This window comes from Planococcus sp. ISL-110 (genome assembly GCF_018613575.1).
Lineage (GTDB): Bacteria > Bacillota > Bacilli > Bacillales_A > Planococcaceae > Planococcus.
The window spans coordinates 89,990-105,180 of the sequence record NZ_JAGGPX010000020.1 but is presented as its reverse complement, the minus strand read 5'-3'; the positions used below and the strand labels follow the sequence as shown (position 1 = coordinate 105,180).

At 45.3% G+C, this 15,191-nt stretch carries 20 protein-coding genes, 1 pseudogene and 1 other annotated feature; of the genes and pseudogenes, 7 read left to right on the top strand and 14 right to left on the bottom strand.

The window, feature by feature from the left end; all coding sequences use genetic code 11:
* Positions 1–134: 134 nt before the first annotated feature.
* Complete coding sequence (locus J7I83_RS14020) at positions 135–626, bottom strand: DinB family protein (protein WP_215101751.1); 492 nt, start codon at positions 624–626, stop codon at positions 135–137.
* A gap of 222 nt (positions 627–848) precedes the next feature.
* Between J7I83_RS14020 and J7I83_RS14015 the strand changes: the two genes are divergently transcribed.
* The 3 genes from J7I83_RS14015 (at position 849) to J7I83_RS14005 (ending at position 2,879) form a co-directional block, all read left to right on the top strand.
* The gene (locus J7I83_RS14015) at positions 849–1,709 is read left to right on the top strand and encodes a site-specific integrase (RefSeq protein WP_215101749.1); all 861 of its coding nucleotides are present in this window, start codon (positions 849–851) and stop codon (positions 1,707–1,709) included.
* A 277-nt stretch (positions 1,710–1,986) separates the two neighbouring features.
* The gene (locus tag J7I83_RS14010) at positions 1,987–2,529 is read left to right on the top strand and encodes a cysteine hydrolase family protein (protein WP_215101747.1); all 543 of its coding nucleotides are present in this window, start codon (positions 1,987–1,989) and stop codon (positions 2,527–2,529) included.
* Between the two features lie 89 nt (positions 2,530–2,618).
* Positions 2,619–2,879: a GlsB/YeaQ/YmgE family stress response membrane protein gene (locus tag J7I83_RS14005; protein WP_006831424.1), complete on the top strand. Its 261-nt coding sequence runs from the start codon at positions 2,619–2,621 to the stop codon at positions 2,877–2,879.
* 39 nt (positions 2,880–2,918) lie between these two features.
* On the opposite strand, the gene J7I83_RS14000 is transcribed toward J7I83_RS14005, so the two are convergent.
* Positions 2,919–3,557 (bottom strand): lytic transglycosylase domain-containing protein, encoded by a 639-nt coding sequence (locus J7I83_RS14000; protein ID WP_215101745.1) that lies wholly within the window; start codon positions 3,555–3,557, stop codon positions 2,919–2,921.
* 148 nt (positions 3,558–3,705) lie between these two features.
* Between J7I83_RS14000 and mscL the strand changes: the two genes are divergently transcribed.
* Complete coding sequence (gene mscL, locus J7I83_RS13995) at positions 3,706–4,095, top strand: large conductance mechanosensitive channel protein MscL (RefSeq protein WP_215101743.1); 390 nt, start codon at positions 3,706–3,708, stop codon at positions 4,093–4,095.
* An 8-nt stretch (positions 4,096–4,103) separates the two neighbouring features.
* On the opposite strand, the gene J7I83_RS13990 is transcribed toward mscL, so the two are convergent.
* The 4 genes from J7I83_RS13990 to J7I83_RS13975 all read right to left on the bottom strand — a co-directional run bounded on the left by J7I83_RS13990 (position 4,104) and on the right by J7I83_RS13975 (position 5,434).
* On the bottom strand, positions 4,104–4,667 hold the full coding sequence (locus J7I83_RS13990; RefSeq protein WP_215101741.1) for an SCO family protein: 564 nt from the start codon (positions 4,665–4,667) through the stop codon (positions 4,104–4,106).
* A 94-nt stretch (positions 4,668–4,761) separates the two neighbouring features.
* The gene (locus tag J7I83_RS13985) at positions 4,762–4,890 is read right to left on the bottom strand and encodes a YvrJ family protein (protein WP_215101739.1); all 129 of its coding nucleotides are present in this window, start codon (positions 4,888–4,890) and stop codon (positions 4,762–4,764) included.
* Positions 4,891–4,976: 86 nt separating this feature from the next.
* On the bottom strand, positions 4,977–5,192 hold the full coding sequence (locus J7I83_RS13980) for a DUF2922 domain-containing protein (RefSeq protein WP_215101737.1): 216 nt from the start codon (positions 5,190–5,192) through the stop codon (positions 4,977–4,979).
* Positions 5,193–5,215: 23 nt separating this feature from the next.
* Positions 5,216–5,434: a DUF1659 domain-containing protein gene (locus J7I83_RS13975; protein ID WP_006831432.1), complete on the bottom strand. Its 219-nt coding sequence runs from the start codon at positions 5,432–5,434 to the stop codon at positions 5,216–5,218.
* A 119-nt stretch (positions 5,435–5,553) separates the two neighbouring features.
* Between J7I83_RS13975 and J7I83_RS13970 the strand changes: the two genes are divergently transcribed.
* Positions 5,554–5,988 carry a DUF2621 domain-containing protein gene (locus J7I83_RS13970; protein WP_215101735.1) on the top strand — a complete coding sequence of 145 codons (435 nt, stop codon included), beginning with the start codon at positions 5,554–5,556 and terminating at the stop codon, positions 5,986–5,988.
* 14 nt (positions 5,989–6,002) lie between these two features.
* Here the strand turns inward: J7I83_RS13970 and J7I83_RS13965 are convergent, their stop codons facing one another.
* From J7I83_RS13965 to J7I83_RS13930, 8 genes and pseudogenes are all read right to left on the bottom strand, one after another.
* Positions 6,003–6,503, bottom strand: coding sequence for a CcdC family protein (locus J7I83_RS13965; protein WP_215101733.1), 501 nt, complete (start codon positions 6,501–6,503; stop codon positions 6,003–6,005).
* On the bottom strand, positions 6,496–6,819 hold the full coding sequence (locus tag J7I83_RS13960) for a thioredoxin family protein (RefSeq protein ID WP_215101731.1): 324 nt from the start codon (positions 6,817–6,819) through the stop codon (positions 6,496–6,498). The genes J7I83_RS13965 and J7I83_RS13960 overlap by 8 nt, the downstream gene beginning before the upstream one ends.
* Before the next feature lie 24 nt (positions 6,820–6,843).
* Positions 6,844–7,554, bottom strand: coding sequence for a cytochrome c biogenesis CcdA family protein (locus tag J7I83_RS13955; protein ID WP_215101729.1), 711 nt, complete (start codon positions 7,552–7,554; stop codon positions 6,844–6,846).
* A gap of 355 nt (positions 7,555–7,909) precedes the next feature.
* A pseudogene (locus tag J7I83_RS13950) lies at positions 7,910–8,379 on the bottom strand (ATP-binding cassette domain-containing protein); the annotation flags it as partial.
* A gap of 133 nt (positions 8,380–8,512) precedes the next feature.
* Complete coding sequence (gene argH / locus J7I83_RS13945) at positions 8,513–9,886, bottom strand: argininosuccinate lyase (RefSeq protein ID WP_215101727.1); 1,374 nt, start codon at positions 9,884–9,886, stop codon at positions 8,513–8,515.
* Positions 9,883–11,118, bottom strand: a complete 1,236-nt coding sequence (locus tag J7I83_RS13940; RefSeq protein ID WP_215101785.1) for an argininosuccinate synthase — start codon at positions 11,116–11,118, stop codon at positions 9,883–9,885. The genes argH and J7I83_RS13940 overlap by 4 nt, the downstream gene beginning before the upstream one ends.
* Positions 11,119–11,272: 154 nt before the next feature.
* Positions 11,273–11,824 carry a DUF3221 domain-containing protein gene (locus J7I83_RS13935; protein ID WP_215101726.1) on the bottom strand — a complete coding sequence of 184 codons (552 nt, stop codon included), beginning with the start codon at positions 11,822–11,824 and terminating at the stop codon, positions 11,273–11,275.
* 98 nt (positions 11,825–11,922) lie between these two features.
* Complete coding sequence (locus J7I83_RS13930; RefSeq protein ID WP_215101724.1) at positions 11,923–12,870, bottom strand: MBL fold metallo-hydrolase; 948 nt, start codon at positions 12,868–12,870, stop codon at positions 11,923–11,925.
* A 119-nt stretch (positions 12,871–12,989) separates the two neighbouring features.
* Positions 12,990–13,195 (top strand) — a binding site (T-box leader).
* A 49-nt stretch (positions 13,196–13,244) separates the two neighbouring features.
* Between J7I83_RS13930 and proC the strand changes: the two genes are divergently transcribed.
* Positions 13,245–14,048 carry a pyrroline-5-carboxylate reductase gene (gene proC / locus J7I83_RS13925; protein WP_215101722.1) on the top strand — a complete coding sequence of 268 codons (804 nt, stop codon included), beginning with the start codon at positions 13,245–13,247 and terminating at the stop codon, positions 14,046–14,048.
* A gap of 46 nt (positions 14,049–14,094) precedes the next feature.
* Positions 14,095–15,111, top strand: a complete 1,017-nt coding sequence (gene namA, locus J7I83_RS13920) for an NADPH dehydrogenase NamA (RefSeq protein ID WP_215101720.1) — start codon at positions 14,095–14,097, stop codon at positions 15,109–15,111.
* The last annotated feature ends 80 nt before the right edge of the window (positions 15,112–15,191 follow it).

The following is a 15,191-nucleotide window of genomic DNA, read 5'->3' as shown; positions in this document are numbered from 1 at the left end:
TTCCTCCTTTGAATCTTATGAAAAGGCCCGTGACAGCGCTTTTCTCCTCCTCCATCATACCGAAAGTAGGAGCATAAGTAAATTACATTAAAATTATATAATGTGATAAGTTTTTCGAATGACTATCTTATGATTCAATCGAGTTTGCTTAATGTTTTTTCCAATTGCTTGAAATGCCGTTTTTCATGTAGACCGACAAATGGAAACCACTGGATCAGCGGAACTTTTCCGAACACCGGATGGGCCATTGATTTTTGCTTGAGCTGCTCAGGTGTTGCCCGACCATACACTTCATACAGGAAATTGTGCGAAGCGTTCAATCGTTCTTTCATCTCTTCGAGCGTGACGAATTCGCCAGTCGGTACAACGTGTTTTGGCGCTTCCACTTTAAAGGACCGACTGACCGTCAGCGCTATCGGTTTTTTCAAAGCCTTTTCGCTCGTTTCGTTCGTCAGTTCATGGGATACACCCTTCGCAATGGTACACTCCATTAACTGAAGATGATCCAAAATCTGAATAGGTGACCATTCCTGCGCTGATGGTTTCTGGTTTAATTGTTCATCAGTCATCCCCTCCACTGCCTGAAGAATCTGGTTTCTGATTTTTGCGTTGTCTTCTTTGAACATGCTGGCATCCACCTTCATTTCATCTGTTTTACTATCCTTATTAACATACCCTAATCTGCATGAATTATATACATTTGATTGGACCTGTTTTTTTCTCCGCTTCTATCGCCCCATTAGCCCGAAATGACGAGCCTAAGCCGCTCTACATAAGGGAAAATATGTTCTATTTACCTGGATGAATGGTATAATTTAAGGAAATCCCTTAAGAAGAGGTGACGCATAATGCTTTATGGTTATGAGAAATTCCGGCTGGACAACGGTATTAGTCCGAACACGGTTGTTCATGAAGTCCAATTGATCCGCTCGCTCTTCGCATTTCTGAGGCACACGTACAAAAAACCGGTGGAACCGCATGACATCCGCCCTTCCGATATCCAGCAGTTTCTGATGGATCAGCACGCGTCCGGCATCAAGGACAGCACGTTAAACCGAAAACTGATTTACATTAGAAGATGGTTTGATTATATGTGGCAGATTGGGCGCATCCCGAACGATTTTATGCCCAAGTTCAAGTTCAGTGAAAAACTGGATTTGACGCCTTCCGATATATACTTGGATTATGAAGATCTGTTGAAGAAGAAAGATGCCGTGCTCGAAGCTGACCAGTTGTCTTTGAATGCAAAAATCCTATATATCTTGTACCTGCGAGGACTTCGTCTTCGTGACATGGTGACGATTGATGTAGACAATTTTGATGACCGGGGCGGGAAATTGACATTAGCAGTTGAAAAGAAAGATGGCTACCAATGCATCCTGACTTTTACTGGCAAAGAGATTCCCGTCATGCTTGAGGGAATTGAACGGGCAGTCTTCCGTGGTACCCCATATTTGCTGTCGTCCAAAGTAAAAAATGAATACACGATGTTTCAGATGGGGTCGCTGTCCGACTATACGGAGGCACTTTCCTCTTTTGTCGGCATGCCGATGCGCTCGGGCGATATCCGTTTTGCCTATGTCCATTACCTTTATTCGGTAGAACATAAAAACCTGGAGGAAATCCAGGAAATATTGGGCGTTTCGCTGGATTCCGCATCGCGGATCCTCAAGGATTCCCTAACCCGCCTAAAACGGGGCACACATTAAAACAACCTATCCCATGAAATCGGGATAGGCTGTTTTTTTTGTTTCCGATCATAGGAAGAAACCGAAATCCAAAGCAAAATTAAAAATGAGCAAAGTATGAATGACGACAAAGATCGTTGCCTGCCGGTTGAGCTTCTCAATATTTTCGTATTGCATCAGGACCACCCCTTCTCTCTTAATAGTCTGATTATACTGAAAATTCAAGCCTGTGGCAAGCATTGTTTCCTTAGGCTACTTTTGACTTTAGGTTTATAATCAAAGAAAAGGAGTGGATGGGATGAAAAAAGCATTATTGGTGGTTGACTATACGGTGGATTTTGTAGCTGAGGATGGTGCGTTGACTTGTGGCAAGCCTGGCCAAGCGATTGAAGAGACGATTTGCAAACTGACAGAGGATTTTCTCACGGACGGCGAGCTGGTGGTCATGCCGGTCGATCTGCACGACAAGGACGATGCCTATCATCCGGAAGCAAAGCTCTTTCCTCCCCATAATATAAGGGGAACAGCCGGCCGAGAACTATACGGGCGCCTTGCAGATGTTTATAAAGCGTATGCGGACCGTATCATTTGGATGGACAAAACCAGGTACAGTGCATTTGCCGGCACCAATCTGGAATTGTTGCTGCGGGAGCGCAATATAGAAGAAATCCATCTTGTCGGGGTCTGTACGGATATCTGCGTCCTGCACACTGCGGTGGATGCCTACAATAGAGGATACACGATTTTCATCCATGAGGATGGCGTCGCCAGCTTTGATCAGGCGGGGCATGAGTGGGCTTTGCGCCACTTCGCCACAACCTTGGGCGCACATATTTTATAAGCTTTTTATCTTTTTATGTTTCAATCGTCCTGAATCTGGTTATACCTAGAGTGTAGCAATTATACATTACTCTAAAGGAGCTGGAAAAAATGGGTTTTATTTTGTATCTTATTATGGGTGGTATCATCGGTTGGATCGCAGGAATGATTTTAGGTAAAGATGTTCCAGGCGGCATTATCGGTAACATCATCGCAGGTATCGTTGGTGCCTGGTTAGGTGGATTAATTCTTGGAGATTTAGGTCCTGTCATTTGGGACGTAGCAATCATCCCAGCATTAATTGGTGCTTTGATCTTTGTATTCGTTCTTAGCCTGATTATGGGATCTATGAGAAAAGGCCGTAAAGCTTAATAAAAAAAGAGTGGACAAATGTCCACTCTTTTTTTGCGTTTAATTGAATTCTTCTTCGTATAAATGATAGTAATGAAGAACATCAGCTACATACTCTTCGCTGTGGTTATATTGGAAAATTGCGCTTTCCAACTCGCCTTCCGCTGCACCATTTTGCGACAGGTAATTCGCTGCACTGTATAGAGAATCCGTTAAATTGTAAGGATCCGCTATGCCGTCTCCGTTGCCATCAACCCCATAGCCCCCATAGTAGGCAATCACATCAAGATTTGTTTTGTCTTCTTCACTGATTTCACCTTGGCCTTGGCCAGAACAGGTGGGATGGCTCCAACCGACAAAAGTGCATGGCATAAATTGAAGGTGCCCTTCTGCTCCGACCGGAGACAGCAAAGGGTCCATGGTCGAAAACCGGGTCTCAATCCGGTGATGGGCTGCCAGCAATGTCCACGGAATGCTATAGACCTCGGCGGCTTCTTTGTAAAGTGGAATGTTTTCTTCCGGTACTTCCAGTTCAATTATTCGGCTTGGCGCTTCCTTGAGCGTATCCATGACTGAAACCGAATTGAACATCATAAAAAGAAGGATTCCAAGGGTGCCAGCAACGATTGCAGCTGGTACTAAAAGAATCAGACAGCCTATTTGACGTTTATATTTTTTGGGTATCTTCTTTTTTTTCATTTCTCCACACCTAATCTTTCATTTGTTTCAGTGTAGCATATCTTCCTTTCCCTTGCCGTTCTCACCAATAAACTGCTTAGTATTGATATTATATTCAACGATGGCTACAAAATTTTTCTGGTAAAATTAACAGTGGGAGGTGAATCTTATGTGGGATGATTTTAAGAAATTCGCATTAAAGGGCAATGTCCTTGATCTTGCTGTAGCAGTTGTTATTGGTACTGCTTTCGGGAAAGTGGTCACTTCTTTAGTGGAAGACATCATTATGCCCATGGTCGGAATAGTAGCCGGTGGAATCAGCGTCGTGAATTGGAGTTACACGTTCAAAAATGTGGTGTTGAATTATGGATTATTTATACAATCGATTATCGACTTTTTCATCATTGCTTTCTCGATCTTCATGGTTATCCGCATTTTCACCAATCTAAAACGCAAAAAAGACGTACCTGCCGAAGAAGAGCCGGAAGTCTTGGACAAAACTCAAGAAATTCTTATCGAAATCAGAGATCTTTTGGGCAAACAAAAAACCGGTCTATGACCGGTTTTTTACTTTCCTTCAATTAATCCGCGCAAATCGTTCTTAATATCTTCCACTGGCACATTTTCGAAGCCGTCGTAATTATTGACGACAACTCCATCCTGATCCACCAGATAAAAAGTTGTTCCGTGTATGACCTGGTCGCTTTCGGGATCATTGCGCACAAAGGAATTGAAATTATCTTTCGCAAACTCTGTTATCTCCGACTGTTTATACCCCGTAAGCAAATGCCATTTGGATTCGTCTGGAACCGAATACTGCGCCAAATATTTCTGCATCGTTTCCGGTGTATCGACACTCGGGTCCACACTGAACGCCACAATTTTGTAGTCTTCCAAACCTTCCGCTTCCAGCTCTTCCTGAATTCCGCTCAAATTGAATGTCATCGGTGGACAAACCGTTTCACAGTTTGTAAAAACAAATGTTGCCAGCCAAGGTGTACCTTTCAAATCTTCCAAAGAAACGGGATCTCCCCGGTGATCGGTATAGGAAAAATCTTCAATTGCAGCACTGCCGCATGCCCCTAAAAATAGCACCAGGCTCAGCAAAACTGTCAAAGAAATAAATCGCATGAGATTGCCTCCACTCTTTCGTCCTTTTAATCATAGCGAAAGTATGGAATCTGCACAATACATCTTAAACCGCCATTGTCACGAATTTGTGAAGTCAGGACAGCTTCAATGTAATTAAAGCGTCATGAATGGCGACCAATTTCGTCTCCACGCGATGCATCAAATAAAAAGACACAAAAATGGGGAATCCGAGTTCTTGAACCCATTGCATCCACTCTTCCATTGTTTTCATCCCCCTATCTAGAAAAGCGTAAGTGCAGCAAAATTTCCCTACTAAAAAAGCTCTCCCGAATCAGGAGAGCTTCTTGCCTAGATTGCGTACTCTACAATATTCCGTTCGACGATTCGGGCGCCTTTTATCGTTCCAAGTGAAGAACCTTCCACTTCAAAAACATCCTGCGTGATGATTGCCTGCATGCCCGCCAGCAATTCGGCATCTGTGACATTATCACGCGGTTCGTCCACAGTCAATGTGACGTCTTTTCCAGCAGTGGTCGTAAAAATCAATTCCAATGTTTTAGCCATTCCTTATTCCCCCTTTATGCTTTTTACTGATAGATCGTCATTGCGGATTGTTTTTCAACATCCATCAATGTCTTGGTTCCGAAGTTCGTCAGTACAGCTGCTGTTTCAAAAATGCCGTCTGCAGCTGCTGCTTCTTTGACGTTGTGGTACGATTTGAACTTTCTCTTCACTTTGCCGTTGGCATCCAAGCCGTTATCGTACGTGCAGCGGATGCTGGCGTTCTTAAAATCACTAAAGGCCATGTTCTTCACCTCCTTTCATTCGCTATATAGACACAGATGAAAAAAAGAGATACATTTTTAATGAATTTCTTTTCAAACCCTTCTATAATAGAAGTAATGGAAAAATGAGGTGAAACAATATGGAACTGAGTGGCTGGTTTTTGTGGTTTATCCTATTTTGGGTAGTCGTGCTGGTGGGGCTTTTCGCAATTGGCGGATATTTCATGTTCAGAAAGTTCCTGAAGTCCATGCCGAAAGAAGATGGCCTTTCAGATTTGAACTGGGAAGAATATTACGTCGATAAAACGATCCATTTATGGGGCGATGAAGAAAAAGCAATGTTGAATGAGTTGGTACAGCCGGTTCCTGATTTATTCCGTCCGGTGGCAAAACAGAAAATCGCCGGCAGGATCGGACAGGTCATGCTTGAAGAAGGAGTCAAAAAGATGCAGCTGGAACACATCATCCGCGGCTATATTCTTGCGACTCCTAAACGCGATCATAAATTTCTGCGAAAAAAGTTAGCTGAGATGGAGATTGATGTTCGTCCGTACGAACAATATTTTGAACAGTAAAAAGCGCCATTCCCTTAAGTGGGAATAGCGCTTTTATCTTTTGCTGCGATTTTTTTGTATTGCCACAGCATAGAGAGCCGCCATGGCCACAGCATACCGAACGCCAAGATCCAGAACATGCCTGCCAGTTCGCCGATATCAATGCTTGAACTCAATACCACTTTGCCAAGGACGCGCACCAGCAAAAGCCCAAACAAGATAAAGACAAATGCCTTTGACTGCTTCAAGTAAATGTCGCCATCACGAACTTCAAATCTGGAGGTCCAGATCAAAACAGTTGAAAAGAGGATGCCGACGGCCAATGCTTCGAAAATCTGCAAAGGTGCAACACGGAAAAACGGGAAAATGAACATAAATGCGCCGGTTGACATAAAAAACGGCGGCAAGATGATTTTTTTGGCCGAAGCCGGTTTTTTAGCCGATTTTGAACGAACGAACATGGCCAGCAATCCCATTGCAAAGGCACCAACGGTAGTAACGATTAAATAAACTTCAGTGGGGATTTGATTAAACATCTAAACTCCCCTCCAGCTCATCCAACCTGCGGCGCAATTCTTCAGTCGGTACAAACCGTGCAAAACGATGAATTTCCTTGCCTTGCCGGAACAAAAGGACAACAGGTGCTGTAAAGAGCATCAACTGCCCTGCCAGTTCCGGCATTTGTGCTGCATTTACCAAGTAGAAAGGCAGCTGGTAATCGTCTTCAAAAGCTTCGACCTGGGGACGCAAACCTTCACAGACTGAGCAATTATCCGTTTTCACAAAAAGCAAAAACGACTGCTCTTCACCAATTTTTGATTGGTATTCTTCTATCTTAGAAATGGTCTCCATCTTTGTCACCTGCTTAATGTCAATTTAAAATCCTTGAAAATCACCAAAGAACGGACTCAGAATACGGATTAAATACGTGAGGCCATCGAAAAACAATAAGATGCCGACTCCAATCATAACATAGCCGCCAGCCTTCATGATCTTCTGGTTATGTTTGCGCAGCCAGCCCATGCGTGCCACGAAAAATGACAAAACGAAAAATGGAATACCAAAGCCGAGTACATATGCCACCATATACCAGATGCCGGATCCCGGATTAGTCGCAGCAAGTGCATAAATCGCCGCAGTTATCGGACCTGTACAGGGTGTCCAGCCAGCAGCGAACGCCAGACCGATGAAGAATGTTCCCAAAAATCCGGCCGGCCGGTTCTTAAACGAGAACTTCCGGTCCTGCATGAGAAATTTCGGTGTAAAAACACCGACAATCATCAGTCCGAACAGGACAATGAATATTGCGCCTACCTGACGGATCAGTTCATCATAACGGATAAACCATTCATAGAAGAACGATGTACTGAAACCGAGAGCAATGAAAATGGTTGAAAATCCTAATAGGAAAAACAACGTATGGAACATCCCCCGCCGTTGCATGACTTTTTTATCGTTCTTGATTTCATCCATGGTCATACCCGTTATATAGGATAAAAATGCAGGATACAAAGGCAGCGTACATGGCGAAATAAAGCTTAAAAAGCCGGCTCCAAAAGCCAAAAATAAATTGATATCAGATGCCACTAGTAATTCTCCTTCCTGTGCTCCTCCATCTTACCAAATTTCCAACCGAAACACTGCCCCTGCGTCTGTGAAATCTTTGTGGACAAATAGCCAGCTCGTTGATGCTACTGCAATTAACGAACCGCTGCCGTGCAACTTATGCTTTTGGAACAGCCAGTGTTACATCGGTGCTTTTCTTTTCATTATATTCAGTTTTTGTTCACTCACTTTTTTCTTGTTGACGGTTTTGAACTTTTGAGTAAAACCTTTTGTAGTTTGTTACATAGTAAGTAACTGCAAGCACTTTTTCGATTTTTATTTACAAGCTGACCTTGTTTATTGCACACAAAAAAACAGCCTGAGCCGTCCCTCCTGTTTACTCCACGATGCCGTTTTGCAGCAAATACATTTTATGGTACAAGCCCTGCTGCTGGAGCAATTGCTGGTGCGTGGCCCGCTCCACGATTTCACCTTGGTGCAGCACCAAAATCAGTTCAGCATCTTGAATGGCGCTGAGCCTGTGTGCGATGGCGATGGTCGTCCGTCCGCGCCGCGTGCGCTCGAGACTGGTTTGGATGGCCACTTCCGTTTCGGTATCGATATTGGCCGTTGCTTCATCAAGCACCAGAATTTTCGGGTTGTTCCCCATCGTCCGTGCAAAAGCCACCAACTGCCGCTGGCCGCTTGAAAAAGTGGAGCCCCGCTCCGTCACTTTTGGCTGTAGCCATCCGGCAATGCTTCGATAAAACGGTTTGCCTGCACAAATTCGGCTGCTTCGCAGACAGCTGCTTCCGTAATGGTTTGATCATAGAGCCTGATATTACTCTCGATCGCTCCATAAAAGAGGATTGACGATACAGCATCACTTCGAAAAAAAGACAAAAAAATAAAAGCCAATTTTCCATAGGGGAAGAGGAAAATTGGCTTTTATTGACCGAAGGCGGGTACCAAGCGCCAACGGCTTTATAGTATGGACTTTTTACCCGATGAGTTGCTTGGCAAGTCCCAATTGATGATGTACTTGTTCAAAACCTGTGCCGCCCAGTGAGTTTCTTCGCTCTACTGCAGTTCTCGGCATCAGCGTATTGTAAATGTCTTCATCGATCAGTGGACTCGCTTCCTGAAGATCAGTGAGCGGCAAGTCTTTCAGGAAATAACCGCGCTGGATGCAAGTGAAGACCAGTTTCCCGGTCACATCATGCGCTTCGCGGAACGGCATGCCTTTCGCAGCCAGATAATCCGCCAATTCGGTCGCATTGGAGAAATCGGAATGCACCGCTTTTTCCATGGAATCCGTACGGACCGTCATGGTGCGGATCATGCCTTCGAAAATCGGCAATGAGCCCATCAAGGTGTGGACCGTGTCGAACATGCCTTCCTTATCTTCCTGCATGTCCTTGTTATAGGCCAGCGGAAGGCCTTTCAAAGTCGTCAGCAACCCGAACAGGTTGCCGTAGACGCGCCCGGTCTTGCCGCGGATCAGTTCCGCCATATCCGGGTTTTTTTTCTGCGGCATGATGCTTGAGCCTGTCGAGAAGGTATCATCCAGCTCGATAAAACGGAACTCTTCGCTCGACCACAAGATGATTTCTTCGGCAAAACGCGACAGGTGCATCATCAGCATGGACGAATTGCTGAGAAATTCAAGGATGAAATCACGGTCGCTGACAGCATCCAAGCTGTTTTGGTAGACGTTTGAAAAGCCCAACAATTCGGCTGACATTTCGCGGTCGATCGGGAAAGTCGTGCCCGACATCGCCCCCGCTCCAAGCGGGGAAATATCGATGCGTTTCACCGATTCCATCAACCGTTCCTTATCACGCTGGAGCATCCAGAAATACGTCATCAAGTGATGGCCGAATGAAATCGGCTGAGCACGCTGCAAATGCGTATAGCCTGGAACTATCGTTTCCACATGCGCTTCTGCCTGTGTCACGATGGCGTCCTGGAAAGCAGTGATGGCTTCGATAATTTCCTGGACACGATTTTTCAAATATAGGTGCATATCGGTCGCAACCTGATCGTTGCGGCTTCTTGCTGTGTGCAGTTTGCCGCCGACCGGACCGATTTCATCGATTAAATGCTTTTCCAAGTTTAAGTGGATGTCTTCATTCGATACACTGAATTCCAAATCGCCGTCCTGTGCTTTTTGTTTCAGCGTCTCGAGGCCAGACAAGATAAGCTTCCCATCTTCTTCAGAAAGAATCTGGCAGGCGGCCAGCATTTTCACATGCGCTGTGCTGCCTTCCAGATCCTCCATTACCAGCTTTTGATCATAGGAAATTGAAGCACCGAACTCATCGACCCACTGTTCGGCCGATTTTTGAAAACGGCCGCCCCACAGTTTGGTCATGCTTTCACCTTCTCTTTCAAGTCTTCAGGAACCGCAACCTCTTTCTTGTTGACCATGGAGTTGACGACTGTCGGAAGGCCCCATAATTCGATAAAGCCGACTGCAGATGCATGGTTGAACGTATCATCTGTAGAGTAAGTGGCCAATTGCTCGCTGTAAAGGGAGTTGGGTGACTTACGGCCTTCGATGATGGCATGTCCTTTAAACAGTTTTACACGTACCGTTCCGTTGACAAAAGCCTGCGTTTCTTTCAAGAATGCTTCCAATGCAACACGCAACGGCGAGAACCAAAGGCCTTCATAGATCAATTCGGTCAATTTCTTCTCGATGATCGGTTTGAAATGTGCCATTTCTTTTACCAACGTAATGTCTTCAAGCTCTTTATGCGCTGCAATCAATGTCATTGCTGCAGGAGCTTCGTAGATTTCACGTGATTTGATGCCGACCAGTCTGTTTTCGATATGGTCAATTCTACCCACGCCGTGTTTGCCGGCAATTTCATTCAGTTCAAGGATCAATTTAGAGAATGAGTACGAAACGCCATTCAATTGAGTCGGAACACCGTTAACAAATTCGATTTCGACAATATCCGGCGTATCCGGTGTGTTTTCCAATGAAGAGGTGATGTCGTAAGCTTCTTCCGGCGGCGTAGCCCACGGATCTTCCAGGACGCCACATTCATTGGCACGGCCCCATAGGTTTTGGTCGATCGAGAATGGGCTGTCCAAATTAACGGGAATTGGAATGTTATGCTCTTTTGCATAAGCGATTTCTTCATCACGTGACCAAGCCCACGCACGCACTGGCGCTACCACTTCAAGGTTCGGGTTCAATGATTTAATGGAAACTTCAAAACGCACCTGGTCGTTGCCTTTTCCTGTGCAGCCATGTGCGACAGCAGCTGATCCAGTCGCTTCTGCAATTTCAACCAATTTCTTCGAAATCAACGGACGCGACAGTGCAGATACCAATGGATACTTGCCTTCGTATAATGTATGAGCCTGTAATGAAATCAATGCATATTCATCCGCAAATTCGTCTCTCGCATCAATCATATAGCTTTCAACCGCTCCAATCTGAAGCGCTTTTTGTTTAATGAAGTCCAAATCCTTGCCTTCCCCGATATCCAGGCAAACAGCTACGACGTCGTAGCCTTGTCCTTTCAGCCATGGAATGGCCACTGATGTATCTAATCCACCTGAGTATGCGAGTACAATCTTTTTATTCAATATGAAAACCTCCAATGTATTTTTATGCAATGTTTGAAATGAATATACAAACTATATCATGGATTTTTGTCCAGTGCAAGCGATACAATCATAATTTTTCATGAAAAAAAAGCGGTACAAACCGCTTTTTTCTTTGTTGCTCTATTGTCGCTTCATTTTATTCTCCGTCAATTGTATATTCATGTGTATCAAGATCGATCCGAACTTCGGACATTTCCCCTGTTTCCATATTGCTGAACAAAAAACCGATCTCGTTATCGCGGACAATCGGCTGCCCCATCATGATCAATCTCGGCAATTGCTCTTGATTGATGAACGCTTCAAGCGCTTCCGACTGTTTGATGGACTCCTCATCACTCAAAATCGTAATGGTTTCTGCTTCTCCTTGCATCGGGAAAGATTCTGCCAGTGGCCCTTCATAGTCCATACTGACTTTCATACCCGTACGGATGTCACGGATCACGCCTTCGGTCGTTTCTGCCCCGTCATTGAATTGCACCTTGACATCTTCAGGGATGCTGAAATAAATATTGTTGACCAGAATACTTTCTCCACTGACTTGTGTAATAAATCCTTCTTCAGTCATGCTTTTCTGTTCGACGGCCATTTCCGCTTTATCGGCTTTTTCCTTTTCAGCCGGTTCAGCTTCTTCATTTGAACACGCTGCTAGCAGCATGACGCTGGCTAAAAATAAACTCCTTTTTTTCAAAGCTACCCAATCCTTTTCCTGTATATTCGTGATGTTTTAAACACTGTCGAGCTAATTTTACCTGTTGGATGGAATAGTTGCAATTATCAGCCTTGGATTTATGCCTTATTATAGTAGAAGATGCCGTCGTCGCCTAAACGTTCTGCAATTAGCCCTTCTTCCTGCAAGTAATCGATTTGGCCGATTGTTTCCGATAAGGTGAGCCCAAGCTCTTTTTCATAGGCATGGGCAAACAATTCTTTTGTCAGCTCATAAACGGTGCATTCCCCTTCACCAATCATGCCAAGGGCCTTCATAGCCCGCTGGTGCTGCTTTGCCAGTCGAGCAGTGATGAGTTTACTGACATCGCGGACTTCTTCTCCATGCCCACTGTAGATTACGTCGACCGGCATTTTCAAGAGACGGCTAAGAGACGCATTGTATTGAAGGAGCGACTTCGGGCGCCCTTGCACCGGATCGAGTGGCGGTTCGATCAGTGGATTGGACGATACCTTCGCAATGACATGATCGCCTCCAATCATTTCCCCAGTTTCTTTGTTCCAGAATGATAGATGGCTTTGTGCATGGCCAAGCGTTTCGAGAACTTCCCATTCCGGGTGGCCCGGCAGTGTATCGCCTTCAGTGATGGACATGTCCAAAGGGCGGCTTCCCATCAGGTTCAGTGGGCGCTTCATCTTTTTGACCCAGAATTGCAGATCGCCCGGAACCCCTTCTTCCTTTAACCGTTCTAAATAGAACGCGTCATGGTAATCAAAGAAACTCTGATCGCGGCGCAGCCATGGATCATTGTACGGATGGCCATATAATTTCGCATTTTCAAAGCCGTCTACCCACCCGGCGTGATCGGGATGATGATGCGTCAGCACCACTTGTTCAATGTCCCCGGGTTCTGCACCAAACTCTTTCAGTCCAGCCTTTATGGCCAACCAGGCTTCTGGCGTTTTCGGGCCAGCATCGATCAAGGTCAGCATATCGCCTTTCAACAAGTATGAATTGACGTCACCAACTGCAAACGGTGTAGGAATAATAATCTTATGTAAAGTCAAATTAGCTCTCTCCTTTAAAATGAATCACTATTCATCCATCATACATGGAAAATCGGATACCGTCACTTCTTTAGGCCATTTGACAAAAGACCCCTCTGTACTCTATAATTTAAAAACATATGTGAGCGAAGATAAAGATCAGTACACAAAGTGAAGGTGTAAAGAGAGTGCAGCTGCAGCTGAGATGCGCACCCCCTCTCCTTTGTGGAACCTGCTTTTGAGCTGCCGTGAAAACACGGCCGTCTGTCCGCGTTATGGATATCGAGTGGTGTCTTTATGGCAAACTTAGGTGGTACCGCGGAAACAGAGCGTTTTCGTCCTTGTATAAACAGGGATGATTGCGCTTTTTAATTTGAGGAAAGAGAGTGAGTTATATGAAAATAGTATGTGTAGGAGCCGGGTCAATGGCAGAATCTATGATTCATGGCTGGATCAATAAGCGAATTATGAAACCGGAAGAAATTTCTGTGATGAACCGATCAGACCAGGATCGCTTGGAATTTTTGAGCGACGAATATGGAGTCAATATCGTCTGTCAGGACAAAACTGAGTTGAAGGACGCCAATTTTATTCTGCTCGCAATGAAACCGAAAGATGTGGAAGCAGCCCTCAGCGGCATTAAAGACAAGCTAACCGGCAATACGGTCATCTTATCAGTCGCAGCAGGCGTTTCCATCGATACCATCCAAAAGCATGTCGGGGATTTTGCAGTAGCACGTGCAATGCCCAATACTTCTGCAAAAATCGGTAAGTCGGCTACAGGTGTAGCTTGGAGCAAACATGTTTCGCTTGAGCAGCAGCACGAGTTGCGGAATCTGCTGACTTCGATCGGCAGTGTGACCGTCGTGGAAGAAGAGCAATTGCATGCCGTTACAGGAGTGGCGGGAAGCGGACCGGCTTATATCTATTATTTTGCGGAAGCGATGACCGAAGCCGCAGTAGCCAATGGCCTGTCTAGTGCGGATGCCAAAAAACTGGTGCGCCAAACCTTTGCCGGGGCAGCTGAAATGCTTCAACAAGAGGATTTTGCAGAGCTGCGCAAAAAAGTGACCAGCCCGAACGGGACGACCGCAGCAGGGTTGAACTCCCTGGAAGAAAATCATTTTAAGAAAATCATTGGTGAATGCGTAACCCAGGCTTCCGAGCGATCAAAAGAGCTCGGAAAAGAATTCAAATAAATTTTTCTGTATGTATTGCAGCTGTATATCTACGAGGAGGAAGTTTATGGCAAAGTTATTTGAACCTTATGCGATTAAAAAAACCATATTTAAAAACCGTATCGTAATGGCGCCGATGTGCATGTACCAAAGTGATCAGGAAGATGGCCAAGTAACTGACTGGCATCGTGTCCACTACCCGACACGGGCAGTTGGTGGCGTAGGCCTCATTATCACCGAAGCGACAGCTGTCCAGCCAGAAGGGCGCATTTCATCAAGGGATCTCGGGATTTGGGATGACAGCCACATTGACGGACAAGCCGAAATTGTCCGATTGATGCAACAGAACGGTGCCAAAACCGGTATTCAATTGGCACATGCTGGCAGAAAAGCGACAATTGATGGAGAGATCCATTCAGCAAGCGCCATCGCTTTTGATGAGAATTATAAAATACCTAAAGAAATGTCTTTAGAAGATATTGAAAAAACGATCAAGGCATTTAAAAATGGGGCTGTCCGCGCAAAAAAAGCCGGTTTCGATGTTGTCGAACTCCATGCGGCACACGGTTATTTGATCAACCAATTCCTGTCGCCTTTAACAAATGGGCGCACCGACAATTATGGCGGCAGTGCAGAAAACCGTTACCGCCTGTTGGGCCAGGTCATCGATGCTGTCAATGAAGTATGGGAGGGGCCGTTGTTTGTCCGTATCTCTGCACATGATTACAGCAAAGGTGGCATGATACCGGAACAGTATGTAGAAATGTGCCAATGGATGAAACAGCAAGGCGTTGATTTGATCGATGTCAGCTCCGGTGCTGTCGTACCCGCTCAAATTCCTGTATACCCCGGTTACCAGGTGCCATTTGCAGAAATGATTAAAAAGCAAACCCCGATAGCGACTGGGGCGGTCGGCTTAATCACCAGCCCCTTGCACGCAGAGGAAATCCTTCAAAATAACCGCGCAGATATGGTCTTCCTTGCCCGTGAACTGCTTCGAGACCCTTATTGGGCATACACAGCTGCCAAGGAGCTACACGCTGATATCACGGCTCCAGCGCCGTATAAGCGCGGTTGGATATAAGGCGGTTGCAAAATAATTCAGATTTAGTATACTTAAGGTAACGTAAAAAAACCGAATGCGTAAGCATTCGGCCAGCTGTA